This is a genomic window from Pseudomonas sp. PSE14 (genome assembly GCF_029203285.1).
Taxonomy (GTDB): domain Bacteria; phylum Pseudomonadota; class Gammaproteobacteria; order Pseudomonadales; family Pseudomonadaceae; genus Pseudomonas.
Map to the genome: position 1 here is coordinate 1,620,111 of NZ_CP115669.1, position 26,370 is coordinate 1,646,480.

The window sequence follows — 26,370 nt, forward strand, 5'->3', positions numbered from 1 at the left end:
GTGGAACCGAACGTCGTCGACCATACTTCCATGTGGAGCTTGATCAGTAACGCCAGCATCGTGGTACAGCTGGTCATGCTGACCCTGGTGGCCGCCTCGGTCACTTCGTGGATCATGATTTTCCAGCGCAGCAACATGATGCGCTCGGCCAAGAAGGCCCTGGAAACCTTCGAAGAGCGCTTCTGGTCGGGTATCGACCTGTCCAAGCTCTACCGCCAGGCCGGCAGCAACCCTGACCCGGATTCGGGCGTCGAGCAGATCTTCCGTGCCGGCTTCAAGGAATTCTCCCGTCTGCGCCAGCAGGCCGGCGTCGATCCGGATGCGGTGATGGAAGGCGTTTCCCGCGCCATGCGCGTCGCCATCTCCCGCGAGGAAGAGAAGCTGGAAACCAGCCTGCCGTTCCTCGCCACCGTCGGTTCCACCAGCCCGTACATCGGTCTGTTCGGCACCGTGTGGGGCATCATGAACTCCTTCCGCGGCCTGGCCCAGGTGCAGCAGGCAACCCTCGCCACCGTGGCGCCGGGCATTGCCGAAGCGCTGATTGCCACCGCCATCGGCCTGTTCGCGGCCATCCCCGCGGTCATCGCCTACAACCGTTTCTCCGCTCGCTCGGAAACCCTGATCGGCCGTTACTACACCTTCGCCGACGAGTTCCAGGCCATCCTGCACCGCAAAGTGCACACCAGCGACGATTGAAGACGACCAAGAGGTAAGCCGTCATGGCAAGAGTTCGTCACAAGCGCAAGCCGGTCGCCGAAATGAACGTGGTGCCTTACATCGACGTGATGTTGGTACTGCTGGTCATTTTCATGGTGACCGCGCCGATGCTCAACCAGGGGGTCAAGGTCGACCTGCCCAAGGTTTCCAGCGAAGCGCTGCCGCAGGATAACGATTCCCGCGTGCTCACCATCTCCATCAAGGCCGACAAGACCTACTACTGGAACATGGGCTCGGAAGTGGACCCGGATCAGGGCAAGGGCAGCCAGACTGCGGTTTCCCTCGACCAACTGGTCAGTGCCGCCTCCGGCATCATGGCCGAGAACAGCCGCCAGGGTAAGAAAGTCCAGGTCTTCGTCCGGGGTGACAAGGCCGTCGACTATGGTTCGGTCATGGCCGTCATGGGTGGCCTGCAGAAAGCCGGGGTCGGCAACGTCGGTCTGATTACCGAGGCGCCGGGGACTTGATGCACCAGCTCGAGCGCTCTCCTTCGGAAAGCTACTTCTGGCCGATCGTTCTGGCCGTAGCGCTGCACGTCCTGATCTTCGCCATGCTCTTCGTCAGCTGGGCCATGACGCCTGAACTGCCGCCTTCGCGGCCGATCGTTCAGGCCACCCTGTACCAGCTGAAGTCCAAGAGCCAGGCGACCCAGCAGACCAACCAGAAGATTGCCGGCGAAGCCAAGAAGACCTCGTCTCGGCAGTACGAGCAGGAGCAGCTCGAGCAGAAGAAGGCCGAACAGCAGGCTATCGCAGCGGCCAAGGCCGAGGAACAAAAGAAGGCCGACGCTGCTCAAAAGGCGGCTGAAGCCAAGAAAGAGGCTGAAGCCAAGAAGGCGGATGAGGCCAAGAAGGCCGCCGATGCTGCCGCGGCCAAGAAAGAAGCTGAGGCCAAGGCTGCTGCCGAGAAGCAGCAGGCCGACATTGCCAAGAAGAAGGCCGAGGAAGAAGCCAAGAAGCAAGCCGCTGAGGACGCCAAGAAAAAGGCGGCGGAAGAGGCCAAGAAGAAGGCTGCCGAGGACGCGAAGAAGAAAGCCGCTGCTGACGAGGCCAAGAAGAAGGCCGCCGCGGTCGAGGCTGCCAAGAAGAAGGCAGCTGCGGCTGCCGCTCGCAAGGCGCAGGAAGACAAGAAGGCTCAGGCTCTGGCCGAGCTGCTGTCGGACGATACGCAGCGACAACAGGCTTTGGCTGACGAGCAAGGTAACGAGGTCGCTGGTAGCCTTGACGACTTGATCGTGAAACTGGTGAGCGAGCAGTGGAACCGCCCGCCATCGGCACGTAACGGAATGAGCGTAGAGGTGCTGATCCAGATGCTGCCGGATGGCACCATCACCAACGCCAGCGTGACCCGCTCGAGTGGCGACAAGCCGTTCGATGCTTCCGCGGTGGCGGCGGTGCGGAACGTCGGCCGGATTCCCGAGATGCAACAACTGGATCGTGCGACCTTTGATCAGCTCTACCGTCAGCGCCGCATCGTCTTCAAACCGGAGGATTTAAGTCTGTGAGTACCCTGATTCGCTTCGCGCTGTTCGCCCTGGCCCTGGTGGCCGGCGTCGCGCAGGCCGCCGACCCGCTGGTGATTTCCAGCGGTCGCGATTCGGCCGTCCCGATTGCCGTGGTTCCGTTCGGCTGGCAGGGCGGCAACGTCCTGCCCGAGGACATGTCCAACATCATCGGCAACGACCTGCGCAATTCCGGATACTTCGAGCCGATTCCGCGGCAGAACATGATCAGCCAGCCGGCCCAGCCCAGCGAAGTGATCTACCGCGACTGGCAGGCACTGGGTGCCCAGTACGTGCTGATCGGCAACATCGTGCCGGCGGGTGGCCGCCTGCAGATCCAGTACGGCCTGTTCAACGTGGCGACCCAGCAGCAGGTCCTGACCGGCAGCGTGGGCGGCACCACCGACCAGTTGCGCGACATGTCGCACTACATCGCCGACCAGTCCTTCGAGAAGCTCACCGGCATCAAGGGCGCGTTTTCCACCAAGCTGCTCTACGTGACTGCCGAGCGCTTCTCCGTGGACAACACCCGCTACACCCTGCAGCGCTCCGACTATGACGGTGCGCGCCCGGTGACTCTGCTGCAGTCCCGCGAGCCGATCCTCTCGCCGCGCTTCTCGCCCGATGGCCGCCGCATTGCCTATGTCTCCTTCGAGCAGAAGCGTCCGCGCATCTTCATGCAGTACGTCGACACTGGCCGTCGCGAGCAGATATCCAACTTCGAGGGCCTCAACGGCGCCCCGGCCTTCTCGCCGGATGGCAACCGCCTGGCCTTCGTGCTGTCGCGCGATGGCAACCCGGAGATCTACGTGATGGACCTGGGCAGCCGCCAGCTGCGTCGCCTGACCAACAACCAGGCGATCGACACCGAACCCTTCTGGGGCGCGGACGGTTCGACCCTGTACTTCACCTCCGACCGTGGCGGCAAGCCGCAGATCTACAAGATGAACGTCAACTCGGGCGCTACCGATCGCGTGACTTTCATTGGCAACTACAACGCCAACCCGAAACTTTCCGCGGATGAGAAGACGCTGGTAATGGTTCACCGCCAGGATGGTTTCACCAACTTCCAGATCGCGGCCCAAGACCTTCAGCGCGGCAATCTGCGCGTGCTTTCCAACACCACGCTGGACGACTCGCCCACTGTTGCGCCCAATGGCACGATGCTAATATACGCCACCCGCCAGCAGGACCGGGGCGTGCTGATGCTCGTCAGCATCAATGGACGCGTTCGGTTGCCAATTCCCACCGCTCAGGGCGATGTTCGCGAGCCTTCCTGGTCCCCTTACCTGAACTGACGGTTGCCAACTGTTTCAAACTTATACACTGGGGTTCATTAGGAGTTACATGATGGAAATGCTGAAATTCGGCAAATTTGCCGTTATCGCCCTCGCCATGGCCGTAGCCGTAGGTTGCTCGTCCAAGAAAGGCGATGCTACTGGTGAAGGCGCCAATGGCGGCGTTGACCCGAACGCTGGCTACGGCGCCAACAGCGGTGCCGTTGACGGCTCCCTGAGCGACGAAGCCGCTCTGCGCGCTATCACCACCTTCTACTTCGAGTACGACAGCTCCGACCTGAAGCCGGAAGCCATGCGCGCTCTGGACGTACACGCCAAGGACCTGAAAGGTTCCGGCCAGCGCGTTGTCCTGGAAGGTCACACTGACGAGCGCGGCACCCGCGAGTACAACATGGCTCTGGGCGAGCGTCGTGCCAAGGCCGTTCAGCGCTACCTGGTACTGCAGGGCGTTTCCCCGGCTCAGCTGGAACTGGTTTCCTACGGTAAAGAGCGTCCGGTTGCCACTGGCCACGACGAGCAGTCCTGGGCCCAGAACCGTCGCGTTGAGCTGAAGAAGTAATACGTGATGCCGATGCGCCTGCGTTTTCTGACCTTGATCGCATGCGGCCTGCCCCTGATGGCGGCGGCCGCGGTTCCGGTACAGGACGGCAATGATGGCGGTTACGCCAGTCAGCCGCCCTCGGGTTATGGCACCGCAGGCGCTGAGGGCGCCTATGCCGGAGGCGGGATGACTAGTCAGCCCGTCTCCGGACAGGCACAGCTGTTCATGCAGCTGCAGCAGATGCAGGACGAAATGTCCCGTCTGCGCGGCATGCTCGAAGAGCAGCAAAACCAGATCCAACAGATGAAGCAGGAAAACCTGGAGCGCTACCAGGACCTCGACAGCCGCATTTCCAGCGGTGCGGGTGCCGGCGCGGCCGGTGCTGCTCAACAGAATTCTCCCGCTGCCGGCGCCGCTGCCGGAGCTGTCGCGGGTGCCGGCGCAGCCGCCGCTGCACAACAGCAGCCCGCTGCCGCCAGCAACGAGCCGGGTGACCCGGCAAAGGAAAAACTCTACTACGACGCCGCCTTCGACCTGATCAAGGCCAAGGACTTCGACAAGGCCAGCCAGGCCTTCGGCGCTTTCCTGCGCAAGTACCCCAACAGCCAGTACGCCGGTAACGCGCAATACTGGTTGGGCGAGGTGAACCTCGCCAAGGGCGACCTGCAGGGCGCTGGCCAGGCCTTCGCCCGCGTCAGCCAAGCCTATCCGAGCAGCGCCAAGGTGCCGGACTCGCTGTACAAGCTGGCCGACGTCGAGCGTCGTCTGGGCAACACCGACAAGGCACGTGGCATCCTGCAGCAGGTGATCGCCCAATACCCGGGCAGCTCCGCCGCACAGCTGTCCCAGCGCGATCTGAAGAACCTCAAGTAAGGCTCCTCAACGACGCTTTCTAAAACCCGCGCTAGTCGCGGGTTTTTTCGTTAGAATTCCCGCCCCCGGAAAGCCACAGTGGTTTCAGCTCGGCTGATGTCTGCTGCATTCCGGGCTTGCCGGGCGCCCCGTGGGCGCGCCCACGACTCCAACGCAACGGAGGCGGATGGCCTGTATCGCCGTCACGCCCGTGGCTGATATGCAACAGACTCTGCGAATCACCGAGATTTTCTACTCGTTGCAGGGGGAAACGCGCACCGCCGGCTTGCCGACAGTGTTCGTGCGCCTGACCGGCTGTCCCCTGCGCTGCCAGTACTGCGATACCGCCTATGCCTTCAGTGGCGGTGAGATCCAGTCCCTCGACGCCATCCTCGAGCGCGTCGCCGCTTACAAGCCGCGCTACGTCTGCGTCACCGGTGGCGAGCCGTTGGCCCAGCCTAACTGCATCCCGCTGCTGCAACGCCTCTGCGACGCCGGCTACGACGTGTCGCTGGAAACCGGCGGCGCTCTGGATATCTCCCCCACCGACCGCCGCGTCAGCCGTGTGCTGGACCTGAAGACTCCGGGCTCCGGCGAGGTCTTGCGCAACCGCTACGAGAATATCGGGGAGCTCACGCCCAACGACCAGGTGAAGTTCGTCATCTGCTCGCGCCAGGACTACGACTGGGCGGTCTCCAAGCTGATCGAGTACCGCCTGGAGCAGCGTGCCGGCGAGGTGCTGTTCTCGCCCAGCCACCGGCAGGTGGATGCCCGTGCGCTGGCTGACTGGATCGTCAGCGACAACCTGCCGGTACGCCTGCAGCTGCAACTGCACAAGATTCTCTGGAACGACGAGCCGGGCCACTGAGCGCGGAGGAGACCTGTTTTATGTCCAATCAGAAAACCGCGAACGACAAGAAAGCCGTGATCCTGCTCTCCGGGGGGCTGGACTCCGCGACCGTGGTCGCCCTGGCCAAGGCCGATGGCTACGACTGCTACACCATGAGCTTCGATTACGGCCAGCGCCACCGCGCCGAATTGCAGGCCGCTGAGCGCGTGGCGCGTCAGCTGGGTGTCATCGAGCACAAGGTGATTGGTCTGAACCTGAACGGCATCGGTGGCTCGGCCCTGACCGACAGCAGCATCGATGTGCCGGAGGCGCCGGGCGAAGGCATTCCGGTGACCTACGTGCCGGCGCGCAATACCGTGTTCCTGTCGCTGGCCTTGGGGTGGGCAGAGGTGTTGGGCGCGCGGGATATCTTCATCGGCGTTAACGCGGTGGACTATTCCGGCTACCCGGATTGCCGTCCGGAGTTCGTCGAGGCTTTCGAGCGCATGGCCAACCTGGCCACCAAGGCCGGCGTAGAGGGGGAGGGGTTCCGCATCCAGGCGCCGCTGCAGTTCCTCTCCAAGGCGCAGATCGTGCAGGCGGGCATCGCCCAGGGCGTGGACTACAGCCTTACGGTTTCCTGCTATCAGGCAGACGATGACGGGCGCGCATGTGGCAAGTGCGACAGCTGTCGGCTGCGGGCTGACGGCTTCCGCGCGGCCGGGATTGAAGACCCAACGCGATATTTCTGAAAAAAGTTTTCGTGGGGTGTTGTTTTTACGTTAGAAATCAGTATTATACGCACCACGTCGGGTCGTTAGCTCAGTCGGTAGAGCAGTTGGCTTTTAACCAATTGGTCGTAGGTTCGAATCCTACACGACCCACCATCAAATCCTGCAAAAGCCCCGTGATCGAAAGGTCACGGGGCTTTTGCTATGCGCCGGAAAAAGTCCGCCGTGCGGCCGCCGATGGCGCGTCGCCCGTAGGGCGGTGGTGATAAAATCGTCGGCATAATCAGATCCGAGCCTGTAGAGGTTTCCACACGATGTCCCAGATTTCTGAACGCCTGCTGGTTCAGGCTCACCTCGCTGCCAAGCAGCCTCGGGTGCTGAGCGCGCAGGAAGAGGCCGATTACCGTGCGGCCATTGCGGCCGAGCTGAAGGCACAGAACGCCGTGTTGGTTGCGCATTACTACTGCGACCCGGTGATCCAGGCGCTGGCCGAGGAAACCGGTGGCTGCGTGTCCGACTCGCTGGAAATGGCCCGCTTCGGCAACCAGCATCCGGCGCAGACCGTGGTGGTGGCCGGGGTTCGCTTCATGGGTGAGACCGCCAAGATCCTCAATCCGGAAAAGCGCGTGCTGATGCCGACCCTGGAGGCGACCTGCTCGCTGGATCTGGGCTGCCCGGTGGACGAATTCTCGGCGTTCTGCGATCAGCATCCGGAGCGTACCGTGGTGGTCTATGCGAACACTTCGGCGGCGGTGAAGGCGCGCGCGGACTGGGTGGTGACCTCCAGTTGCGCCGTGGAAATCGTCGAGCACCTGATGGACAACGGCGAGCCGATCCTCTGGGCGCCGGACCAGCACCTGGGTCGCTATATCCAGCGCGAGACCGGTGCGGACATGCTGCTCTGGGACGGTGCCTGCATCGTCCATGAAGAGTTCAAGGCCAAGCAGCTGGAAGATCTCAAGGCGATCTATCCGGATGCCGCGATCCTGGTGCACCCGGAGTCGCCCGAGGCGGTGGTCGAGCTGGCCGATGCGGTGGGCTCCACCAGCCAGCTGATCAAGGCGGCGCAGACGATGCCGAACAAGCGCTTCATCGTCGCAACCGATCGCGGCATCTTCTACAAGATGCAGCAGCTGTGCCCGGACAAGGAGTTCATCGAGGCCCCCACCGCCGGCAACGGCGCTGCTTGCCGCAGCTGCGCGCACTGCCCGTGGATGGCCATGAACACCCTGGAGCGCACTCTGGCGTGCCTGAAGGAAGGGAGTGGGGAGATCTTCGTCGACCCGGCCCTGATTCCCAAGGCCATCAAGCCGCTCAAGCGCATGCTCGACTTCACCCAGGCCGCCAGGCTGAAAGTGGCGGGCAACGCCTGATCAGGTACGGCAAAGAAAAAGCCCGGCGAGTGCCGGGCTTTTTTGTGTCTGGGTGTCAGGGTTAGCGGCCCATCATCTGCTTCAGCAGCTGCTCCTGTTCGCGGAACTCCTGCTGACGTGCATCCAGGCGCGCAGCCAGGGTGAAGTTGCCGCCTGCGCGACGCTTGGCGAAGTCCAGTTGCTCGATGGCGTGCTTGTAGTCGCCGGTCAGCGCGTAGAACTCCGCGCGCGCCTGGTACACGCCGATGGCATTGCCGCTGAGGGTGCAGGCGTCGGCCAGGCGGCTCCAGACATCGGGGTCGAGCGGGCGCTTCTGCGACAGTTTGAACAGCGTCTTCTCGGCGTCGGCGGCGCGGTTGGTCTTCATCATCAGGTCGGCCTGGGCCTGGATCAGCGGATAGCTGTCCGGGTACTGGCCGAGTAGCCGCTGTACCCGCGCCTGGGCGTCGGGCAGCTTGTTGGCGGTGATGTCCACATCGACCATCGCCAGGTTGTAGCTGATGTCATTGGGTGCCTTGGCCAGCAATTGCTGGAGGCCGCTGCGTGCATCGTTGAGCTGGCCGATCCGGGTCTGCGAGAGGGCCAGGCCATAGCGTGCGGCGTCGTTCTTCGGGTCTTCGTCGAGCTGTGCGCGGAACTGCTTGCTGGCCATGCCCGGGGTGTCTTCGAACATCTGCTGGACGCGGGCGCGCATCAGCTCGTAGCGCAAGGTGTCTTCCTTGCCGCCCTTGGGGTACTGCTCGGCGCGGTTGCGGGTGTCGGCGATGCGCGAGTCGGTAACCGGGTGGGTCAGCAGGAATTCTGGTGGCTTGCCCTCGTAGCGATACTGGCGGGCGAGACGTTCGAACATGTTGGGCATGGAGCGCGGGTCGTAGCCGGCGCGCACCATGGTGGTGACGCCGACCCGGTCGGCTTCCTGTTCGTTCTGCCGGGAGAAGCGCAGCTGGTTCTGGATCGCTGCCGCCTGGGTCGAGGCGATCGCGGCGATGCCGGCATCACCGGCGCCGGCCGCGGCGGCGACGATGCCGGCCAGCATGGCCGCCATCACGGGCACCTGCATGCGCTGCTGGGCTTCGATGCCGCGGGCGAAGTGGCGTTGGCTCAGGTGACCCAGTTCGTGGGCCAGTACGGCGATGTATTCGCCTTCGCTCTGGGCATAGAGGAACAAGCCACCGTTGACGCCCACGACCCCGCCGGGAGCGGCGAAGGCGTTGATCTGCTTGTCGCGGATCAGGATGAACGCCAGGCGGTGATCCTGCAGTTCGCTGGATTCGGCCAGGCGGTAGACGGTGGACTCGACGTAGTCCTTGAGTTGCGGGTCGTTGAGCGTATCGACCTGGCTGCGCAGCATGCTCAGCCAGGCGCGGCCGAGCTGGAACTCCTGCTCCGGGGATACGATGGACGAGCTGGCGTCGCCCAGGGATGGCAGATCGTCCGACATCGCGGGCGCTGCGAGGGCGCAGGCGATGGTGAGCAGGGCAGGGCGCAGTACTTTCATGTACAAGAGGCTCGTTCCGAGAAAGGCTCTACTTTAGCCGTACGCTATTGCCAATGCCTAGGTTGTGCGGTGCGACTGCTGCGCAAATCGAAGTCGGCTGTTTTCGCGCGACCTGCGCGCCAGGCCGCGGCGCTGACGGCTTCGTACGGGACGCCGGATGTCGTGGGCCCTGGTTACTTTTCCAAGGCTTTCGGTATTCTTGAACGCCATTGCCGGAGTTTGTTTCGATGTCCGATTCCACACCGCCCATTCCCGCTTGTGACGCGGAGCTGGATGCCAGCGGTCTCAATTGTCCGCTGCCCCTGCTCAAGGCCAAGCTCGAGCTGAACCGCCTGCCTAGCGGAGCGGTGCTCAAGGTGACCGCCACCGATGCCGGGTCCCAGCGCGATTTCCGCGCATTCGCCGACCTCGCCGGGCACTCGCTGCTGCATGAGGAGGTCGAAGCAGGCGTCTATCGCTACTGGCTGCGCAAGAAGTAGCCCTCGATTCCGGATAACCGGGACGTTACCCCTTTCGTTTCGCAGGTCTGTTCATGCTCAAGGTTTTGCAGGACTGGATGCAGCGCTATTTCTCCGACGAGGAGGCGATAGTGCTGGCGGTCATTCTGGTACTGGGTTTCAGCGTCATCCTGGCCTTTGGCGGCATGCTCGCGCCGGTGCTGGCGGCGATGGTGATCGCCTTCCTGATCCAGGGCCTGGTGGGCGTGCTGGAGCGCGTGCGCCTGCCGCACCTGTTCGCCGTCTGGCTGGTCTATTCGCTGTTCCTCGGGCTGCTCGCCGTGTTCCTGCTGGTGCTGGTGCCGCTGGTCTGGAAGCAGCTGTTCACCCTGCTCAACGAACTGCCGCGAATGCTCGGCGAGTGGCAGGCCACGCTGCTGATGCTGCCCGAACGCTACCCGGACATGATCACCGAGGAGCAGGTACTGCGCACTGTCGAGGCGGCGCGCAGTGAGCTGGGCCAGCTCGGTCAGTGGGCGCTGACCTTCTCGCTGTCCGGGTTGCCGGTGGTGGTCAACATCATGATCTACCTGGTGCTGGTGCCGATCCTGGTGTTCTTCTTCCTCAAGGACCGCCGCCGCTTCTACCACTGGTTCCGTCGCTACCTGCCGCGTGAGCGGGGGCTGATGAAGCAGGTGTGGAATGAGATGAACCAGCAGATCGCCAACTACATCCGTGGCAAGGTCATCGAGATATTCATCACCGGTGTGGCGACCTACATTGCCTTCGCAGTGCTGGGGCTCAACTATGCGGCGCTGCTGGCCTTGCTGGTCGGTCTGTCGGTGGTGGTGCCCTACATCGGCGCTGTGGTGGTAACGGTGCCGGTGGCGCTGATCGCGCTGTTCCAGTGGGGCTGGAGCGACCAGTTCATCTACCTGATGGCCGCCCACGCGATCATCCAGGCGCTGGACGGCAACGTGCTGGTGCCGCTGCTGTTCTCCGAGGCGGTGAACCTGCACCCGGTGGCGATCATCTGCGCGGTGCTGCTGTTCGGCGGCCTGTGGGGCTTCTGGGGCGTGTTCTTCGCCATTCCGCTGGCGACGCTGGTGAAGGCCGTGCTGGATGCCTGGCCGAGGCAGCCGGAGCCGGAGCGGCAGGTCAGTCCGATGATGTGACAAAGAAAAAGGCCGCTGAAACAGCGGCCTTTTTCATGCGGCTCGGTGACTCAGGCCTTGTTCAGCGCCTGGGCCGCGGCGAGCACGGCATCGACGTGACCGGGCACTTTCACGCCGCGCCACTCCTGGCGCAGCACGCCCTTGGCATCGATCAGGAAGGTACTGCGGTCCACACCCATGTATTCCTTGCCATAGAGCTTCTTCAGCTTGATCACGTCGAACAGCTGGCAGACAGCTTCGTCCTTGTCGCTGATCAGCTCGAAGGGGAAGCACTGCTTGGCCTTGAAGTTCTCGTGGGACTTGATGCCGTCGCGGGACACGCCGAAGACGACGGTATTGGCCTTGGCGAAGTCATCGATCTTGTCGCGGAAGCCCTGGCCCTCGGTAGTGCAGCCGGGGGTGCTGTCCTTGGGATAGAAATACAGCACGACCTGCTTGCCTTTGAGTTCCGACAGACGGAATTCGATTCCGCTGGTGGCAGGGGCCTGGAAGTCGGCGACGGCTTTGTTCAGTTCAACGGCCATGGGGCTCTCTCCTTAGGGATGCTGCGGGCGCCAGGGCTCGATCAGCGCGTCCAGGTTCAGCGCGTCGGCGAAATCCAGGAACTGGTCGCGCAGCCAGCTGATCTGGGTGCCGGCCGGCAGGGTCACGGTGATGGTGGCGTTGAGCATGCTGGTGTTGGTGTGCGGCGCCTGGTAGGTGTCGCAGGTGAGGTTCTCCAGTTCGATGTTGTGGTCGATGAAGAACTGGCACAGCTCATTGAGGATGTCCGGACGGTACACGGCGCTGACATAGGCCACATAGGGCAGGGCCTGGGCGCGGGTGACGTGGACGTTGCTGCGGGTGACGCTGAGGGTGAAGCCGTGGCGCTTGGCCAGCGGCGGCAGGCCGCCTTCCAGGCGGGCCAGGGCGTCCCAGCTGCCGGCGACCTGCAGGACCAGCGCGCTGAACTCGCCGTGGCGGGTCAGGCGGCTGCTGATCACCGAGCAACGGTTATCGACGCAGGTGCGGCACAGCACGCTGGTCAGCTCCATCGGGTTCGGGCCCAGCGCACTGATCAGGAGAAATTGTTCACGAGGGTGGGAGGTGGACATGCAGCTTTCCTGGGAATGGCGGCCAAGCGGGCCGCATCGACAAAGGGGGAAGGGTAGCGAAAAGCGCCGATGAGGGGAATGACCGAGCGCTCGCGGGTCGCTGCGTCACCTTGTGCGTGGCCGGTGGCGACAGTACCATTACGGCTTTCTTTTTCCGGCAGGAGCGGTTGCATGATTGCGGGCAGTATGGTGGCGCTGGTCACCCCCTTCGATGCTCAGGGTCGACTGGATTGGGACAGCCTCGCGAAGCTGGTGGACTTCCACCTGCAGGAAGGCACCAACGCCATCGTTGCGGTCGGCACCACGGGTGAGTCGGCCACGCTGGACGTGAGCGAGCACCTGGAAGTGATCCGTCGCGTGGTCGACCAGGTCAATGGCCGCATTCCGGTGATCGCCGGTACCGGCGCCAACTCCACCCGCGAAGCGGTCGAGCTGACCGAGGCCGCCAAGAGCGGCGGCGCCGACGCCTGCCTGCTGGTGACCCCGTACTACAACAAGCCGACTCAGGAAGGCCTGTACCAGCACTTCCGCCACATCGCCGAAGCCGTGGCCATCCCGCAGATCCTCTACAACGTGCCGGGCCGCACCGCCTGCGACATGCTGCCGGAGACCGTCGAGCGCCTGTCCAAGGTGCCAAACATCGTCGGCATCAAGGAAGCCACCGGTGACCTGCAGCGCGGCAAGGAAGTACTCGACCGCGTCGGCAAGGACTTCCTGGTCTATTCCGGCGACGACGCCACCGCCGTCGAACTGATGCTGATGGGCGGCAAGGGCAACATCTCGGTGACCGCCAACGTCGCCCCGCGCGCCATGAGCAACCTGTGCGCCGCCGCCATGCGTGGCGATGCCGGCGAAGCCCGCGCCATCAACGACCGCCTGATGCCGCTGCACAAGGCCCTGTTCATCGAATCCAACCCGATTCCGGTGAAGTTCGCCCTGCACGAAATGGGGCTGATCCCCGAAGGTATTCGCCTGCCCCTGACCTGGCTGAGCCCGCGTTGCCACGAACCGCTGCGTCAGGCCATGCGCCAGACCGGCGTGCTGGCTTAAGGAGCCCCCTCGCATGAAGCGACTGGCAGGACTGACTGCGCTCGCCCTGGTCATCGGCAACACCTCCGGCTGCGGCTGGCTGTGGGGCCCGGATGGCTATTTCCGTGACCGTGGCGACGACTACCTCAACGCCCGCGAAACGGCGCCGATGAAGGTGCCCGAAGGCCTGCAGAGCAAGCCGCTCGACCCGCTGCTGCCGGTGCCGATGAACGTCGCCACCAGCACCGAGAAGGAAGGCGAGTTCGAAGTGCCGCGTCCGCAGCCGCTGGCTGGCGGTGCCGGTGAGGTCAGCGACTTCAGCCTGCAGAAAAGCGGCGACTCGCGTTGGCTGATCGCCCAGCGTCCGCCGGCGGAAGTCTGGCCGGTGGCCCACCAGTTCTTCCAGGACAACGGCTTCTCCATCGCCAACGAGCGCCCGCAGACCGGCGAGTTCAGTACCAACTGGCAGCCGCTCTCGCAGCTCTCCGCGCCCCTGGCGCGCCGCCTGAGCAGCCGTGTCTCCGGCGTCGAGCCCGACAGCGAAGCGCGTGTGCGCGTGCGCATCGAGCCGGGCGTGGAAACCAACACCAGTGAAGTCTATGTGCTGAGCGAAACCCGCCCGGCCGGCAGCACTGCCAGCGCCGACTGGCCGGCCAAGCCGATGGTGCCGAGCCTGGACGCCGCACTGCTCGACGAAATGCTGGCCAGCATGGCGACCAGCGCCGAGAAGGGCGGTTCGGTCTCCCTGCTCGCCGCGCACTCCGCCTATGACACGCCCGGCACCGCCGAGCTGAGCAAGGACGGCAGCGGCAACCCGGTACTCACCGTGGATTCCGACTTCGACCGTGCCTGGGTCAGCGTTGGCCGGGCGCTGGATCGCGCCGACATCCGTGTCGACGACCTCAACCGCAGCCTGGGCGTGTACTACGTCAACATCGCCGAAGGCGCGAAGAAGAAGGACGAAGACAAGCCTGGCTTCTTCAGCCGCATGTTCGGCGGCGGCGAGAAGACCAAGGAAGAGGAAGACGCCAAGGCGCAGCGTTACCAGCTTCGTCTGACCAGCGTGAACAACACGGTGCAGATCACCGTCGACAAAGACATCAACACCTCCGCGCCGGCCGATGTCGCGCAGGGCGTGCTGGAAAAACTCCAGGAGAGTATGCGCAGTGCACTTCGCGGTCCTGGGGAGCGGAAGCCGGGGCAATTCGGCCTTGGTGAGCAGTTCTGACACCCGGATACTGATCGATTGCGGCTTCCCGCTGCGTGAAACCATCCGCCGTCTGGCGCGCCTGGGCGTAGAGCCCGGGCAGCTGGACGCAGTTCTGGTCACGCACGAGCACTCCGATCACATCAACGGCGTCGAACTGCTGGCCCGGCACCATCGAATACCCGTGTACCTCAGCGCCGGCACCCTGCAGGGAATGCGCAAGCCGGTGGAACCGGCGGGGCTGCTCAAGGGCGGCGACCGCCTCCAGCTGAAAGACCTGGAAGTCACTGCGGTGAGCGTTTCCCACGATGCGCGGGAGCCCCTGCAGTACGTGTTTTCCGATGGCCGGAAGCGCTTTGGCCAGCTCACCGATCTGGGAGCCGCCACGGCGCAGGTGCTGGAGTGCTATCGTGGCCTCGATGCGTTGATCATCGAGGCAAATCACGATACCGACATGCTGGCCCGCGGTCCGTATCCCTACCCACTCAAAGCCCGCGTCGGCGGCCAGTGGGGACATTTGAACAACCGGCAGGCCGCCGAACTGGTGGCCCAGCTGGGCTGGGAAAGCCTGCAACACCTGGTGCTGGCGCATCTCAGTGAAAAGAACAACTCGCCGCAGCTGGCCCGGCAAAGCTTCGTCGACACCCTGGGGTGCGACCCGGACTGGCTGCAGGTGGCCGATCAGCATTCGGGACTCGACTGGCGCACCATCGCCTGAGCCCATCCATTCAAGCAAGCGGAGCCCATCATGGAAAAACGCGAAGAACTCTATCGCGGCAAAGCCAAGTCGGTTTACACCACCGATGACGCCGACCGCCTCGTCCTGCTGTTCCGCAACGACACCTCGGCGTTCGACGGCAAGCGCATCGAGCAACTGGATCGCAAAGGCATGGTGAACAACAAGTTCAACGCCTTCATCATGCAGAAGCTCGAAGCCGCCGGTATCCCGACCCAGTTCGACGCCCTGCTGTCGGACAACGAAGTGCTGGTCAAGAAGCTCGCCATGATCCCGGTCGAGTGCGTCGTGCGTAACTACGCCGCCGGCAGCCTGGTGCGCCGCCTGGGCGTGGAAGAGGGCCTGCAGCTCACTCCGCCGACCTTCGAACTGTTCCTGAAGAACGACGCCCTGGGCGACCCCTTCATCAACGAATCCCACGTCCAGGCCTTCGGCTGGGCGACCCTGGAGCAACTGGCCGAAATGAAGGCCTACTCCTTCAAGGTCAACGAAGTGCTGAGCAAGCTGTTCGACGACGCCGGCCTGCTGCTGGTGGACTTCAAGCTGGAATTCGGCCTGTTCCACGGCAAGATCGTCCTGGGCGACGAGTTCAGCCCGGACGGCTGCCGCCTGTGGGACAAGGAAACCCGCAAGAAGATGGACAAGGACCGCTTCCGCCAGGGCCTGGGTGACGTGATCGAGGCCTACGAAGAAGTGGCTCACCGTCTGGGCGTGCCGCTGTAAAACGGCGAAATCACGCAAGCGCCTGATACCACGTAAAAAAATCCGAAACAGGGCTTCGCCTTCGGACTTCAAGCTGGTATCATGCGCGCCGCACGGAGAGATGCCGGAGTGGTCGAACGGGACGGATTCGAAATCCGTTGAGTCAGCAATGGCTCCTAGGGTTCAAATCCCTATCTCTCCGCCATTACATAATGGCCAAACCCCCTGAAATGCTTAGCGTTTCAGGGGTTTTGTCTTTTCTGGCGTCGATATTTCCCTCCTGCCGCTTCAATCACCCGCAATACCCATCCATCTTCTCCCGATTTCTCTCCGTGGGTTCCGCCTGATATTGCTGCCGCCAGAATTGGCATGGCGTGCTGTTGAAGCGCTTGTCCTGCTCCGCTTGCTCGATCTCGCGGTTCTGCTGTTCTTGCACGGTCTGCTGGCGTTGCTGGTACTGCTGGAACATCTCTTCACTGCTGCGTGGAGCAGGGGGAGTGGCGGGCGGTGTCGCTGGCGGTGTGGTGGGATGGCTGGCCACGATGGGTGGAAACGCGCGATAGATCAGCCAGCCGGTGGCCGCCACGGCCATGCTGCCGAGCAAGATGCCGGCGGCGATGCTGAGGATGAGTTTCCAGGCGCTGAGGTGGGTGGGTGTCTGGGGCATGGGGGGATGGGGATGGCTGGGTGAGTCCCACTGATACCCCATCGTTGCCGATCCGGAAAGAGGCGGGCCCGCGACGCCGTGCTAGCGTCGCGGGCGGGGCTTTATTTCTGTGCGGAGGACTCGAAGGCCTCCATGGCGCGCAGGGAGTAGACGTAGGCGGCACCGGCGTTCATGGCGATGGCGGTAGCCAGGGCCTGGGCGACTTCGGCTTCGGTAGCGCCGGCCCGGCGTGCGGCTTCGGCGTGGACGCCGATACAGCCGTCGCAGCGGGTGGTGATGGCCACGGCCATGGAGATCAGTTCGCGGGTCTTGGCATCCAGAGCATCACCGTCGGCCGCTGCGGCGTCGAGGGCCTGGTAGGCGGCGATCATCTTCGGGTGTTTCTTGCCCAGGGCGCCGAAGGCTTTTTTCACGGCGGGGACGTATTCGGACCAGTTGAACAGCATGGTGCTTCTCCTTGAGGCCACGGAAGAAAAGGGTGTGGCCTTGAAGCTTAGTCTGCGTCAGCCGGTCGGCTCGGTATTGTCTGTTCCGCTCGTTTTTTTCATGCCGCCCGGAGCTATCAGTAGGCGTCGAGGATTTCGTAGCGCTGGCGGGCGTTGCCCAGGCCGATTTCCAGTTCGTCACCGGGCAGGCGATGGAGCAGGGCGCTGCCCAGTGGGGCGCGGCTGGTGATGACGAGGATTTCAGCGCCCTCGTGCTGCACTTTCAGGCCGGCGGCATCGGGGCCGAGGAAGACCCAGCGGTGCTGGCCACTTTCGTTGACCAGTTCCACCAGGGCGCTGGTCTGGATACCTGACTGCTCGTCGAAGTCGCGCAGTTGCAGATTCTCGAACAGCGACAGCGCCTGGCGGATCTCCTCGACACGGCGCGATTGGCCTGCGGCGAGGTAGGCCGCTTCGAGGCCGAGGGTGTCGTACTTGTTCTCGGCGACGTTTTCTTCGTGGGTGGCCGTTTCGTGAGCGGTCCTGGCGGCGCGCACGGCGATCTCCAGGTCCTGCGCGAGCCTGGCGAGAATGTGTTGGTAGACCTGCTGCTTGTTCATCACGGGGGAGTCGTCGGTCGGGCTGTGTATTCTGCTGGCTTTACTACCGTAAGGCGAAAGATGCCGTTGGGGTGGTTGCTGGGTTCGTGTTTTTTCAGCATTCAGTGGTATATTTGCTGAAAGTTCACGATTAGGAGATCGCCATGAGCGCCCTGTTACGCGAAAGCCCCGCAGCCGATGCCGTACTGGCCAAGGCGGTACTCACGGCGCGCGAACACCTGGCGATGACCCAGCAGGAGCTGGCGGCGATCGTGGGAGTGGAACGTAGCGCCGTCAGCCGCTGGAAGCAAGGCGGACTGCGGGTGGACAGCAAGACCGGTGAATTGGCCCTGCTGCTGGTGCGGGTCTATCGCGCGCTGTTCGCCCTGTTCGGCGGCAACCTGGAGGACATGCGCCACTTCCTGCGTACCGAGAACCGTCACTTGAACGGTGTGCCGCTGCAGTTGATGGAGCAGGTGCAGGGACTGGTGGCGGTGGTCGAGTACCTGGACGCCATCCGGGGCAAGGTCTGAATGTCCTTCGAGACGGGCGCCCAGATCTGGGCACGGCATGCGCCGGAGTCGGTCGTCAGCCCCATTCGTGGACGCCTGGTGCGCCTGGTGGAAAGTCAGGGGCAGGTGGCCACGCTGCAACTGGTGGACACCCTGGCCGAGCAGGCACTGCTTGAGGAGTTGCTGGAAACCAGCAAGCCGCATGTGCCGCCCCCCGCCGAGCACCTGCACTATCTATTGAAGACACCGTTTCGCTATCCACCGCTGCGTTGGGGCTCGCGCTTCGGCCGGCGGCATGAGCCGAGCCTGTTCTATGCGGCGCTGAAGCTGGATACGGCGATGGCGGAATCGGCTTTCTACCGCTACGTGCTGTGGGAGGGGATGAGTTCGCCGCCGCCAAGCGGGCGGATTCTCTCCGAACATGCGTCCTTCGAGGCGCGCTTCCAGGTGCAGCGCGGCGTGCGTTTGCAATTGCCGCCGTTCCGCGAGTACGAGCCGGCGCTGCGCGATCCGTCGGATTACCGCGTTGCCCAGGGGCTGGGCAGCGCCATGCGCGAGGCCGGGGTCGAGGCGTTCGAGTACCGCTCGGCGCGCTGCCCGCACGCTGGGGTGAACGTGGCGTTGTTCGCGCCGTCGGCCTTCACCGAGAAGCGTCCGCGCAACCTGATGCCCTGGCTGTGCGAGACCACGGCGGAGTACGTCGCCTTCAAGCACGCCCAGGTGCCGGATACTCCGCGCCTGTTCCCGCGGGCTCAGTTCCTGGTGGATGGGCACCTGCCGTATCCGGCCTGACCGTTTGTCGTGCCACGGCATGCCGTTGCCGGCATCGGTGTAAGGTGCGGGATGGTCACGCAGGGAGTGCCAAACCTTGGATATACGGATAGCTGTCCACCCCAGCGACAGTCGCCGCTGGCGGGTCTACCTGAATCAGTTCTTCTTCGATTGCGATAGCCGCAGCGCGGCTGAACGCGCCTTTGCGCGGGCCTGCGCCGCTGAGCAGCAAACGGCTCTGCTGCCCAGTCCGCCCAAGGTCATCCGCTCCGAGCGGCGGCGCTCCCGGCGACTGGAGTGGGCATGAGACGGCTGATCCTCCCTCCATCGAATTCATACCGGATGATCCGGATGTCGGCGCGGGCCTCGCCTGGCTGATTCGATCGTCTTTCGCTTTCCACTCCGTACTTCTCTTTCCGCTGCCCTGAAACGGGGCGGTCGGCTGCTCCTTGGCGCGCACTTGTGCACAGTGCTGATGCGCGCTGTCAAGCCCCTGCAATATTGCATTTAGCCACTTGCCTGTTTCTCTTGCGTTTTTTAACTTATTGAAAAATAAAGAAAATCTTCGTTGGTGAAAAAATCACCAATCTGTCATGCGCCCCCGTCTGACTGGGGGTGGGGCGCTTTTTCATCACGTTTTCCACTAAGTTATCCACAGCTTCTGTGGATTGTCCCGAGCGCTTGCTCAGGAGCCCTGTTCCAGGGCCTTTACAGGTGACAAGGCGCCTCCGGGTGGCCGCTGTTAGTATTGCGCGATTGTTTGTCACACCCCCGGAGTGCCGCATGCCCCTCGACCTGTCCGCCCTGTTGCTCGGTGCGCTCGCCGGCCTGTTGCCCATGGCGGCGCTGGCCTGGCGCCTGCAGTCGCAGCGTGTCGCCACGGAGCAGGAGGCGACCCTGCTGCGTGAGCGCCTGGCCAACGCGCAGCTCGCCCAGGACGGCTTGTCGGCCCAGGCTGAGGCGGATCGCGAAGCTTTCCAGCGCCTGAGCAGCCGGCATGGTGAGTTGTCCGCCGAGTCCGCCGCGCTGCGCCGCGAGGTCGAGTTGGGCAAGCAGGAGCGCGAGCGCCTGGGCGCGGCGGAGCAGGACTGGCAGGCCGAGCGTGCGGACAAGGAAGCAGAGCTGCGGCGCCTGTCCGCCGAGCACGCGGCCTTGTCCGCCGAACTGCGCGAGCAGCAGGACAACCACCAGCAGCGCCTGGGTGATCTGCAATCGGCACGGGATGAGTTGCGTGCCCAGTTCGCCGAACTGGCCGGGAAGATCTTCGACGAGCGCGAGCAGCGCTTCGCCGAGTCCAGCCAGCAGCGTCTGGGGCAATTGCTTGATCCGCTGAAGGAGCGCATCCAGTCCTTCGAGAAGCGTGTGGAGGAGAGCTACCAGGCCGAGGCCCGCGAGCGTTTCTCCCTGACCAAGGAGCTGGAGCGCCTGCAGCAGCTGAACCTGCGCCTGGGCGAGGAAGCCACCAACCTGACCCGCGCGCTGAAAGGCCAGAAGACCCAGGGCAACTGGGGCGAACTGGTGTTGGAGCGGGTGCTGGAGCACGCCGGGCTGGAGAAGGGCCGCGAGTACGAGACTCAGGTCAGCCTGCGGGCGCCGGATGGCGAGCGCTTCCAGCCCGACGTGCTGATCCGCTTGCCCGGCGACAAGCAGGTGGTGGTGGATGCCAAGGTCAGTCTGACCGCCTACCAGCAGTTCATCGCCGCCGAGGACGAGGTGATCCGTCAGCAGGCGCTGAAGGCCCACGTGCTGTCCCTGCGTAACCATGTGAAGGGGCTTTCCGGCAAGGACTACCGGCGCCTGGATGGTCTGCACAGCCTCGACTTCGTGCTGCTGTTCATGCCGGTGGAAGCCGCCTTCTCGGCGGCGTTGCAGGCCGAGCCGAACCTGTTCCAGGAAGCCTTCGAGCGCAACATTGTGATCGTCAGCCCGACCACCTTGCTGGCGACGCTACGGGTGATCGACAGCCTGTGGCGTCAGGAGCGGCAGAACCAGAACGCCCGCGAGATCGCCGAGCGCGCCGGGGCGTTGTACGACAAGTTCGTGCTCTTCGTGCAGGACCTGGACGAGATGGGCACTCGCCTGCAGCAGTTGGACAAGACGTACGCGGCGGCGCGCAACAAGCTCTGTGAAGGGCGCGGCAATCTGATCAGCCGTGCCGAGCAGGTGAAGTTGCTGGGTGCGCGGGCCAGCAAGAACCTGCCGACCGACTGGCTGGAGCGCGCGTTGAGTGATGATTCGCCGGTGGTGGAAGAGGGCAAGTAGCGCGAGCCTGCGTGTCGCCCGAATACCTGATTCCCCTGTAGGAGCAACTGTCTTCTTCTGATCGTTCGTGCCTTGGATTTGCCCTCTCCCTAACCCTCTCCCTGAAGGGAGAGGGGACTGGAGCGGTGCCGGCTGAAACAGTGGCTTCAGCCGGCACGGATAGCTCCCTCTCCCTTCAGGGAGAGGGTGGGGAGAGGGGCCCCCACGCGCAGTGGTTTCCAAGCAGGCATGCCCGCGATCGCGCGCATGGCGCGCTCCTGCAGGAGTAATCCGTCAGAACAATGAGTAGGGCTTGCCCGCCGTTCCATCGGCAAAGCGCCGCAGCCGAAAGGCATGCAGGTCCATTCCCGCCTCGCCCTTGTGAATCCACTGGCTCATCAGTTGCCCGACGATGGGCCCCATGGCGAAGCCGTGGCCGCAGAAGCCGGTGGCGATCAGCAGGCCGGGAATTTCCGGCGGAGCGTCGAGCACCGGGATGCCGTCGGGCAGCACGTCGATCAGGCCTGCCCAGCTTTCCACCACCTTCACATCGCGTAGCGCGGGGAATGCCTTGGCGAGGTTGATCTGCGCCTGGAGCACGCGTGAGGTGTTCGCCTTTGCCTGCGGATCACGTTCGCCGAGGACCGGCCCGTTCACACCGCGCTCGGAGCCGGGCAGGCGCTGGCGCAGGTCATGCAGCAGTGCGCCATTGAGCTTGAACGAGAAGCTCGCGCGGTTGGCCGGCAGGTGCGGCAGGTAGTGCCTGGCGCCGCGCAGGTAGTCGAGGCTGAGGTCGATATCGGCCTGGGTTTCGTCGGCGAGGTTGAGGCTGCCGTCGGCGCGCTGGCGGAAGCCGATGCCGTGGCCGATGAAGCTCTGCGCGCCGACGTCCGGGCCGGGGCTGGTGCGCGAGACGGTGCAGCGCACGGCCTGTTGCGGCAGCTCCAGGCCGAGGCTTTCCACCAGTCGCCAGCTGCTGGCGCCGGCGGAGATCAGCAAATGTTTGGTCTTCACGTAGCCACGCTCGGTCTGCACGCCGCAGACGGCGCCAGCGGCACGATCGATGCCGGTGACGCCGCAGCCCTCGACGAACAGCGCGCCACGCTCGATGGCGCGCAGCGCATAGCCGGGAGCGACCCGGCGCGGTTCGGCCTGGCCGTCGTTGGCGGTGTACAGGGCGCCGAGCGCCGGATCGGCCAGCGAAGGCATCAATTTCGCGACTTCGCCATGGCTGAGCAGGCGGGTGTCGAGGCCGAAGTTGTTCGCCACCTTGAGCCAGTCCTCATATTTTTGCCGTTGCTCCGGGGTTTCGGCGAGGTACAGGCAGCCGCCCTGGCGCCATTCCAGCGGCAGTTGCAGGTCTTCTTCCAGACGTTCCCACAGCGGAATACAGGCCATCATCAGCGGCACTTCCGCCGGGTCGCGCGCCTGCTGGCGGACGAAGCCCCAGGCACGGGTGGATTGCTGGCTGGCGATGCCGGCCTTGTCCAGCACCAGCACGCTCATGCCCTGGCCGGCGAGGTACCAGGCGCTGGCGCAGCCCATGATGCCGCTGCCGGCGATGACCACGTCGACCTGCTCCGGCAGGCGTTCCACGCGGGAGGAAAGGGCGGGGTGAAGCGGGTAGGTTCCCATCGGCATACGGCGGCATCCCTGTAGGTGGCGGATGCCGCAGTATGCGATTGGCGTGCGCCGCGCGACCACTGCGCGGGCACGCCGGCAGGTGCTACGAAGCGCGCGCGGCCCGGCTGGCGGCCGGCGAGCGGGCCAGGTAGTCCAGCGCCTCCTGGGTATTGGCCTCATGGTCCGGGTGGTACCAGGGTTTGAAGTAGCGCAGGAAACTGGTGGCCAGCGAGCTGATCTTCGGCAGCACACCGGATCGGGAGCCATCGCGCCAGATGGCAGCGAAGGAGCGCGGCTGGGCGATAGTCGGGTCTTGCCGCGACAGGGTGCGAGTGCCGAAGGCGAACAGGTAGATGATCAGCGGCCACACCACGAACATCCACAACTGGCGGCTGATGAAGCTACCGCCCAGGTGCACGTGCAGGTCGTGGGCGACGTTGCGGTGCTCCACTTCTTCGGCGCCATGCCAGCGGAACAGGTCGAGCAGCACCGGGTCGGCCTTGGCACGGTCCAGCGCGTCAGCCTCGAGAATCCACTTGCCGAGGATGCAGGTGAAGTGCTCCACCGCCGCGACGATGGCGCAGCGCTGGCCGATCCACCAGCGCTTGAGCCAGGGCGTGCGGTTGAACAGATTGAAGCCCAGCGGCGTGTCGCTGAGCAGCTGTTCGAACAGGTAGTCCATGACCTTCAGGTAGCGGGTGGAGTCGATGCCGTGGTGGCTCAGGTAACGCTCCAGCGCGCCGGAGTGGGCGCGGGCGTGCATCGCTTCCTGGCGGATGAAGCCCTGCACGTCCTCGCGCAGGCGGCCTTCCTTCACGAAGGGCAGGGCCTTGTTGTACAGCCGGCAGAACCACAGCTCGCCGGCCGGCAACATCATGTGGATGACGTTGATCGCGTGGGACGCCTCGGGTTCGCCGGGAATCCAGTGCAGGGGCGAGTCGCTGTAGTCGAACTGCACCTTGCGTTGCACGAGCTTGTGATGATGATCGTTCATGGCAGTTCTCAGGCAGTGAGATTGAGGCGGGCGAACAGGCGCGACAGCCAGGGCATGAAGCGCCATTGCAGGGCGCCCAGGTGCACTTCGCTGCCGACCTTCACCACCGGCTGGTTGCGCTCCACGGCACGGGTGATGCGCTCGCCGACGGTGTCCGGGCTGAGCCGGCGTCGACGGTAGAAGCGCTGCACTTTCGCGCGGTGTTTGGCTTGTTGTTCGTCATCCAGGCCGGCGAAGCGTGTGGCCTGGACGATGCCGGTATCGACAAAGCCCGGGCACGCCGCGCTGACGCCGATGCCGTGACCGGCCAGCTCGGCGCGCAAGCACTCGCTGAGCATCAATACCGCCGCCTTGCTGGTGGCGTAGGCCGGGTAGTTGCGCGACGGCGCAAAGGCCACGCCGGAGGCGACGTTGACCAGGTGCCCCGGTTTGCCGGCCTCGACCATCTGCTGGGCGAACAGCCGGCAGCCGTCGATCACGCTCCACAGGTTGATGCGCAGCAGGCGATCCCATTCCTGCGGCGTGGTCTTGAGCATCGGCCCGGCCATGCCGATGCCGGCGTTGCTGACCACCACGTCGGGCACGCCGAGGCTGTTCTTCACCCAGAGGGCGAAGCGTTCCATGGCGGCGCTGTCACCCACGTCAACGCAGTAGCTGTAGGCGCTGGCGCCGAGGGCGCGGGCCAGCTCCGCGCTGCGCTCGGCGGCGGCCGGGTCGATGTCCGCGGCCAGCACGCTGGCGCCGCGCTCGGCGAAGCTCAGCAGGGTCGAACGGCCGATACCGCCGCCCGCGCCGGTTACCACCACCAGCTTGCCGGCGAAGGGGCCAGCGCCGGGTTTCAGTGCGGCGCGTTGCAGCTCTGGTGTGGCTTCGCCGCCCTCGATGTGGCTGACGAACTCGTCGATCCAGTTGCCCAGCTGGGCCGGTTCGGCCAGCAGTTGCCAGTGTCCGGCGGTGACGTCGCGGCGCCACAGGCGCGGTGCCCACAGCGAGAGCTGCTGGAACAGTTGCTGGCCGACGTAGCGGTCGCGGGTCGGCACGATGAGTTGCACCGGCACCTCGGTATGCCGTTTGCGCGGCTTGAAGATCGAGGTGATGAAGTTGGCCCGGTAAAGCTTCACCCCGTGTTCGCCGTCGCTGGCCTGGTGCGGGTTGCGTACCGGGTTGCGAATGCCTTCGACCTTGCGCAGGTATTGCGGCCACGCTTTCGCCGCGCCGAAGCGCCAGGACAGCGGCGGCAGCAGCGGCAGGTGGAAGTAGTAGATGTACCAGGAGTGCAGCAGCTGACTGAGCATCTGCAGCAGCGCACGTGGCGTCTTGCGGCGCAGGCGGTCACGCATCCAGAAGCCGACGTGGTCCAGGCAGGGGCCGGAGACGCTGGTGTAGGAAGCGATGCGCGCGCGCAACTGCGGATCGGTGACGCTCTCCCAGGTCTGGATCGAACCCCAGTCGTGGGCCACCAGGTGCACCGCGCGTTGCGGGCTGACCGCGTCGAGCACGGCCTTGAGGTCCTGGCTGAGCAGCTCCAGGCGGTAGTCGCGGGTCTTGCGCGGCTTGTCCGACTCGCCGGCGCCGCGTACGTCGTAGGCGACCAGCTGGAAGCGCCCGGCCAGGCGCTGGATCAGCGGCAGCCAGACTTCGTGGTTGTCCGGGTAACCGTGGACGAACAGCACCATCGGCAGGTGCGCCTCGCCCCAACGCCAGACGGCCAGACGCACGTTGCCGGACTGCACCTCCAGGCGTTCGGGCGTTGGCAGCGGGTTCTCCAGCATCGCGTTCATGCCACCTCCCGCCGCGCCGGGGCGCTGGTCAGGCCACGGGCGACCCAGCGGCGCACGTGGGGCAGGTCGTCGTCGAGCCAGTAGGCATCGTCCTCGGTGACCACCAGCAGCTCCTCGAACTTGGCGCCGACGCCGCGCAGGCCCAGGTGCGGCTCTACGGCCCAGAGGCCCGGCGTTGGCGCGTGTTGCGAACGGTCGTTGCTCGACCACAGCGGCGACCAGCCTTCGCGGCGGCCGGTGACCAGGGCGTTCTTCATCAGGGTGGCAATGTTGCGCACGCCGAAGCGCGCCACTGAGGGACCGGTATTACGCGCGCCGAGTTTTTCCACGCGGTGCGCCAGCACTTCGAAGGGGTAGGCCTTGTGTCGGGGCAGGGTGCCCTGGCGATGGCAGAGACGGTCCACCGACTGGCTGACTTCCGCCAGCGGCAGGCGTTGGCGCACCTGCTCGACGATCAGGTTGCGGTGCGCCAGCAGGTCGTCCATCAGCCGTTCCACCAGCAGGTTGTGGCCCAATGCTCCGGAGTAGCCGACGTCGGCGGTGTAGGCGCCCAGGGTTGGCGCGCAGTCGAGGATGAAGGGCATGCCTTCCTCCAGGCGCTGCTTGCCGGGGTAGAAGGCCAGGTTGAAGCCGCCCAGGTGGCGCAGGCCGTCGAAACCCTTGAACGAAGTGCGGGTGCCGAACCAGGCGAAGGGCTGGTGGAACCAGTCGCGCACGCCGTGATCGAGCAGCCAGGTCTTCATCAGGGCGGCGGTCTCGCGCTCGCTGATGCCCGGGCGCAGTTCGCCGGCAATGGTTTCGCAGCAGCGGTAGGCCAGTTGCTGAATCTCGCGGAAGTGCCGCAGGTCTTCGGGAGTGGGCACCCAGGCGCCTTGGGACATGACTTTCTCCAGGCTGGTTGTTGTTATCGTTACATCAAGCAATGTCACGATCGATGCTGACCCATCGGCCGCCGTTGCGCCATGCCGTGCGCGGCGGGCCTGGAGTGTTACTGTCGCGGCAAGCCGCTGGCGGCGCGGCTTACGGGCGGGAGCCGG

The 26,370-nt window shown here is 64.6% G+C and carries 28 protein-coding genes and 2 tRNA genes; 20 read left to right on the top strand and 10 right to left on the bottom strand.

Features of this window, described 5'->3' with window-relative positions:
* The 10 genes from tolQ (at position 1) to nadA (ending at position 7,842) form a co-directional block, all read left to right on the top strand.
* Entirely contained in the window at positions 1-696 is a 696-nt protein-coding gene (tolQ, locus tag O6P39_RS07635) for a protein TolQ (RefSeq protein ID WP_275610777.1), read from the top strand.
* A 23-nt stretch (positions 697-719) separates the two neighbouring features.
* Complete coding sequence (gene tolR, locus O6P39_RS07640; protein WP_275610778.1) at positions 720-1,184, top strand: protein TolR; 465 nt, start codon at positions 720-722, stop codon at positions 1,182-1,184.
* Positions 1,181-2,221 (top strand): cell envelope integrity protein TolA, encoded by a 1,041-nt coding sequence (gene tolA / locus O6P39_RS07645; RefSeq protein ID WP_275610779.1) that lies wholly within the window; start codon positions 1,181-1,183, stop codon positions 2,219-2,221. Before tolR ends, tolA begins: the two co-directional genes overlap by 4 nt.
* Positions 2,218-3,516 (top strand): Tol-Pal system beta propeller repeat protein TolB, encoded by a 1,299-nt coding sequence (gene tolB, locus O6P39_RS07650; protein WP_275610780.1) that lies wholly within the window; start codon positions 2,218-2,220, stop codon positions 3,514-3,516. Before tolA ends, tolB begins: the two co-directional genes overlap by 4 nt.
* A gap of 52 nt (positions 3,517-3,568) precedes the next feature.
* Entirely contained in the window at positions 3,569-4,075 is a 507-nt protein-coding gene (gene pal / locus O6P39_RS07655) for a peptidoglycan-associated lipoprotein Pal (protein ID WP_017522099.1), read from the top strand.
* A 6-nt stretch (positions 4,076-4,081) separates the two neighbouring features.
* A complete protein-coding gene (gene ybgF / locus O6P39_RS07660) occupies positions 4,082-4,930 on the top strand; it encodes a tol-pal system protein YbgF (RefSeq protein ID WP_275610781.1) in 849 nt (282 codons plus the stop codon).
* A 199-nt stretch (positions 4,931-5,129) separates the two neighbouring features.
* Positions 5,130-5,777 (top strand): 7-carboxy-7-deazaguanine synthase QueE, encoded by a 648-nt coding sequence (gene queE, locus O6P39_RS07665; RefSeq protein WP_275610782.1) that lies wholly within the window; start codon positions 5,130-5,132, stop codon positions 5,775-5,777.
* 20 nt (positions 5,778-5,797) lie between these two features.
* Positions 5,798-6,490: a 7-cyano-7-deazaguanine synthase QueC gene (gene queC, locus O6P39_RS07670; RefSeq protein WP_275610783.1), complete on the top strand. Its 693-nt coding sequence runs from the start codon at positions 5,798-5,800 to the stop codon at positions 6,488-6,490.
* A gap of 59 nt (positions 6,491-6,549) precedes the next feature.
* Positions 6,550-6,625 (top strand) — tRNA-Lys (locus O6P39_RS07675).
* A 158-nt stretch (positions 6,626-6,783) separates the two neighbouring features.
* Positions 6,784-7,842, top strand: coding sequence for a quinolinate synthase NadA (gene nadA / locus O6P39_RS07680; RefSeq protein ID WP_275610784.1), 1,059 nt, complete (start codon positions 6,784-6,786; stop codon positions 7,840-7,842).
* Positions 7,843-7,903: 61 nt separating this feature from the next.
* On the opposite strand, the gene O6P39_RS07685 is transcribed toward nadA, so the two are convergent.
* Positions 7,904-9,340, bottom strand: a complete 1,437-nt coding sequence (locus tag O6P39_RS07685; protein ID WP_275610785.1) for a M48 family metalloprotease — start codon at positions 9,338-9,340, stop codon at positions 7,904-7,906.
* A 227-nt stretch (positions 9,341-9,567) separates the two neighbouring features.
* Here O6P39_RS07685 and O6P39_RS07690 point away from each other — a divergent pair, with 227 nt between their 5' ends.
* Positions 9,568-9,819 (top strand): sulfurtransferase TusA family protein, encoded by a 252-nt coding sequence (locus tag O6P39_RS07690; protein ID WP_275610786.1) that lies wholly within the window; start codon positions 9,568-9,570, stop codon positions 9,817-9,819.
* A gap of 53 nt (positions 9,820-9,872) precedes the next feature.
* Positions 9,873-10,952 (top strand): AI-2E family transporter, encoded by a 1,080-nt coding sequence (locus O6P39_RS07695; protein WP_275610787.1) that lies wholly within the window; start codon positions 9,873-9,875, stop codon positions 10,950-10,952.
* Positions 10,953-11,002: 50 nt separating this feature from the next.
* Here the strand turns inward: O6P39_RS07695 and O6P39_RS07700 are convergent, their stop codons facing one another.
* Positions 11,003-11,476 (bottom strand): peroxiredoxin, encoded by a 474-nt coding sequence (locus O6P39_RS07700; RefSeq protein WP_275610788.1) that lies wholly within the window; start codon positions 11,474-11,476, stop codon positions 11,003-11,005.
* A gap of 12 nt (positions 11,477-11,488) precedes the next feature.
* On the bottom strand, positions 11,489-12,046 hold the full coding sequence (locus O6P39_RS07705; RefSeq protein ID WP_275610789.1) for a glycine cleavage system protein R: 558 nt from the start codon (positions 12,044-12,046) through the stop codon (positions 11,489-11,491).
* A gap of 171 nt (positions 12,047-12,217) precedes the next feature.
* On the opposite strand from O6P39_RS07705, the gene dapA reads away from it, so the two are divergent.
* The 5 genes from dapA (at position 12,218) to O6P39_RS07730 (ending at position 15,925) form a co-directional block, all read left to right on the top strand.
* Positions 12,218-13,096: a 4-hydroxy-tetrahydrodipicolinate synthase gene (gene dapA, locus O6P39_RS07710; RefSeq protein WP_152221596.1), complete on the top strand. Its 879-nt coding sequence runs from the start codon at positions 12,218-12,220 to the stop codon at positions 13,094-13,096.
* 13 nt (positions 13,097-13,109) lie between these two features.
* Positions 13,110-14,303 carry an outer membrane protein assembly factor BamC gene (gene bamC, locus O6P39_RS07715; protein WP_275610790.1) on the top strand — a complete coding sequence of 398 codons (1,194 nt, stop codon included), beginning with the start codon at positions 13,110-13,112 and terminating at the stop codon, positions 14,301-14,303.
* The gene (locus tag O6P39_RS07720) at positions 14,242-15,000 is read left to right on the top strand and encodes an MBL fold metallo-hydrolase (protein ID WP_275610791.1); all 759 of its coding nucleotides are present in this window, start codon (positions 14,242-14,244) and stop codon (positions 14,998-15,000) included. Before bamC ends, O6P39_RS07720 begins: the two co-directional genes overlap by 62 nt.
* A gap of 30 nt (positions 15,001-15,030) precedes the next feature.
* A complete protein-coding gene (purC, locus tag O6P39_RS07725; RefSeq protein WP_038803299.1) occupies positions 15,031-15,741 on the top strand; it encodes a phosphoribosylaminoimidazolesuccinocarboxamide synthase in 711 nt (236 codons plus the stop codon).
* A 94-nt stretch (positions 15,742-15,835) separates the two neighbouring features.
* Positions 15,836-15,925 (top strand) — tRNA-Ser (locus tag O6P39_RS07730).
* A gap of 87 nt (positions 15,926-16,012) precedes the next feature.
* Here the strand turns inward: O6P39_RS07730 and O6P39_RS07735 are convergent.
* The 3 genes from O6P39_RS07735 to O6P39_RS07745 form a co-directional block, all read right to left on the bottom strand.
* On the bottom strand, positions 16,013-16,387 hold the full coding sequence (locus O6P39_RS07735; protein WP_275610792.1) for a hypothetical protein: 375 nt from the start codon (positions 16,385-16,387) through the stop codon (positions 16,013-16,015).
* Between the two features lie 101 nt (positions 16,388-16,488).
* The gene (locus O6P39_RS07740; protein WP_207885013.1) at positions 16,489-16,833 is read right to left on the bottom strand and encodes a carboxymuconolactone decarboxylase family protein; all 345 of its coding nucleotides are present in this window, start codon (positions 16,831-16,833) and stop codon (positions 16,489-16,491) included.
* A 116-nt stretch (positions 16,834-16,949) separates the two neighbouring features.
* Positions 16,950-17,432 (bottom strand): transcription elongation factor GreAB, encoded by a 483-nt coding sequence (locus tag O6P39_RS07745; protein ID WP_275610793.1) that lies wholly within the window; start codon positions 17,430-17,432, stop codon positions 16,950-16,952.
* Positions 17,433-17,575: 143 nt separating this feature from the next.
* Here O6P39_RS07745 and O6P39_RS07750 point away from each other — a divergent pair, with 143 nt between their 5' ends.
* The 3 genes from O6P39_RS07750 to rmuC all read left to right on the top strand — a co-directional run bounded on the left by O6P39_RS07750 (position 17,576) and on the right by rmuC (position 20,956).
* The gene (locus tag O6P39_RS07750; RefSeq protein ID WP_275610794.1) at positions 17,576-17,944 is read left to right on the top strand and encodes an antitoxin Xre/MbcA/ParS toxin-binding domain-containing protein; all 369 of its coding nucleotides are present in this window, start codon (positions 17,576-17,578) and stop codon (positions 17,942-17,944) included.
* Positions 17,945-18,715: an RES family NAD+ phosphorylase gene (locus tag O6P39_RS07755; RefSeq protein ID WP_275610795.1), complete on the top strand. Its 771-nt coding sequence runs from the start codon at positions 17,945-17,947 to the stop codon at positions 18,713-18,715.
* 876 nt (positions 18,716-19,591) lie between these two features.
* Positions 19,592-20,956, top strand: a complete 1,365-nt coding sequence (gene rmuC / locus O6P39_RS07760; RefSeq protein WP_275611909.1) for a DNA recombination protein RmuC — start codon at positions 19,592-19,594, stop codon at positions 20,954-20,956.
* A gap of 273 nt (positions 20,957-21,229) precedes the next feature.
* Here the strand turns inward: rmuC and O6P39_RS07765 are convergent, their stop codons facing one another.
* From O6P39_RS07765 to O6P39_RS07780, 4 genes are all read right to left on the bottom strand, one after another.
* On the bottom strand, positions 21,230-22,576 hold the full coding sequence (locus O6P39_RS07765) for an FAD-binding oxidoreductase (RefSeq protein ID WP_275610796.1): 1,347 nt from the start codon (positions 22,574-22,576) through the stop codon (positions 21,230-21,232).
* 85 nt (positions 22,577-22,661) lie between these two features.
* Positions 22,662-23,552 carry a metal-dependent hydrolase gene (locus O6P39_RS07770; protein ID WP_275610797.1) on the bottom strand — a complete coding sequence of 297 codons (891 nt, stop codon included), beginning with the start codon at positions 23,550-23,552 and terminating at the stop codon, positions 22,662-22,664.
* An 8-nt stretch (positions 23,553-23,560) separates the two neighbouring features.
* Positions 23,561-25,333: an SDR family oxidoreductase gene (locus tag O6P39_RS07775; RefSeq protein ID WP_275610798.1), complete on the bottom strand. Its 1,773-nt coding sequence runs from the start codon at positions 25,331-25,333 to the stop codon at positions 23,561-23,563.
* The gene (locus tag O6P39_RS07780; protein ID WP_275610799.1) at positions 25,330-26,214 is read right to left on the bottom strand and encodes a M24 family metallopeptidase; all 885 of its coding nucleotides are present in this window, start codon (positions 26,212-26,214) and stop codon (positions 25,330-25,332) included. Before O6P39_RS07780 ends, O6P39_RS07775 begins: the two co-directional genes overlap by 4 nt.
* Between the last annotated feature and the right edge of the window lie 156 nt (positions 26,215-26,370).

Excerpts from the sequence above, each read along its gene's own strand:
- tolR (WP_275610778.1), top strand. The coding sequence starts at position 720 with ATGGCAAGAGTTCGTCACAAGCGCAAGCCGGTCGCCGAAATGAACGTG.
- pal (WP_017522099.1), top strand. The coding sequence starts at position 3,569 with ATGGAAATGCTGAAATTCGGCAAATTTGCCGTTATCGCCCTCGCCATG.
- ybgF (WP_275610781.1), top strand. The coding sequence starts at position 4,082 with ATGCCGATGCGCCTGCGTTTTCTGACCTTGATCGCATGCGGCCTGCCC.
- queE (WP_275610782.1), top strand. The coding sequence starts at position 5,130 with ATGCAACAGACTCTGCGAATCACCGAGATTTTCTACTCGTTGCAGGGG.
- queC (WP_275610783.1), top strand. The coding sequence starts at position 5,798 with ATGTCCAATCAGAAAACCGCGAACGACAAGAAAGCCGTGATCCTGCTC.
- nadA (WP_275610784.1), top strand. The coding sequence starts at position 6,784 with ATGTCCCAGATTTCTGAACGCCTGCTGGTTCAGGCTCACCTCGCTGCC.
- O6P39_RS07685 (WP_275610785.1), bottom strand. The coding sequence starts at position 9,340 with ATGAAAGTACTGCGCCCTGCCCTGCTCACCATCGCCTGCGCCCTCGCA.
- O6P39_RS07690 (WP_275610786.1), top strand. The coding sequence starts at position 9,568 with ATGTCCGATTCCACACCGCCCATTCCCGCTTGTGACGCGGAGCTGGAT.
- O6P39_RS07695 (WP_275610787.1), top strand. The coding sequence starts at position 9,873 with ATGCTCAAGGTTTTGCAGGACTGGATGCAGCGCTATTTCTCCGACGAG.
- O6P39_RS07700 (WP_275610788.1), bottom strand. The coding sequence starts at position 11,476 with ATGGCCGTTGAACTGAACAAAGCCGTCGCCGACTTCCAGGCCCCTGCC.
- O6P39_RS07705 (WP_275610789.1), bottom strand. The coding sequence starts at position 12,046 with ATGTCCACCTCCCACCCTCGTGAACAATTTCTCCTGATCAGTGCGCTG.
- dapA (WP_152221596.1), top strand. The coding sequence starts at position 12,218 with ATGATTGCGGGCAGTATGGTGGCGCTGGTCACCCCCTTCGATGCTCAG.
- bamC (WP_275610790.1), top strand. The coding sequence starts at position 13,110 with ATGAAGCGACTGGCAGGACTGACTGCGCTCGCCCTGGTCATCGGCAAC.
- purC (WP_038803299.1), top strand. The coding sequence starts at position 15,031 with ATGGAAAAACGCGAAGAACTCTATCGCGGCAAAGCCAAGTCGGTTTAC.
- O6P39_RS07735 (WP_275610792.1), bottom strand. The coding sequence starts at position 16,387 with ATGCCCCAGACACCCACCCACCTCAGCGCCTGGAAACTCATCCTCAGC.
- O6P39_RS07740 (WP_207885013.1), bottom strand. The coding sequence starts at position 16,833 with ATGCTGTTCAACTGGTCCGAATACGTCCCCGCCGTGAAAAAAGCCTTC.
- O6P39_RS07745 (WP_275610793.1), bottom strand. The coding sequence starts at position 17,432 with ATGAACAAGCAGCAGGTCTACCAACACATTCTCGCCAGGCTCGCGCAG.
- O6P39_RS07750 (WP_275610794.1), top strand. The coding sequence starts at position 17,576 with ATGAGCGCCCTGTTACGCGAAAGCCCCGCAGCCGATGCCGTACTGGCC.
- O6P39_RS07755 (WP_275610795.1), top strand. The coding sequence starts at position 17,945 with ATGTCCTTCGAGACGGGCGCCCAGATCTGGGCACGGCATGCGCCGGAG.
- O6P39_RS07765 (WP_275610796.1), bottom strand. The coding sequence starts at position 22,576 with ATGCCGATGGGAACCTACCCGCTTCACCCCGCCCTTTCCTCCCGCGTG.
- O6P39_RS07770 (WP_275610797.1), bottom strand. The coding sequence starts at position 23,552 with ATGAACGATCATCATCACAAGCTCGTGCAACGCAAGGTGCAGTTCGAC.
- O6P39_RS07775 (WP_275610798.1), bottom strand. The coding sequence starts at position 25,333 with ATGAACGCGATGCTGGAGAACCCGCTGCCAACGCCCGAACGCCTGGAG.
- O6P39_RS07780 (WP_275610799.1), bottom strand. The coding sequence starts at position 26,214 with ATGTCCCAAGGCGCCTGGGTGCCCACTCCCGAAGACCTGCGGCACTTC.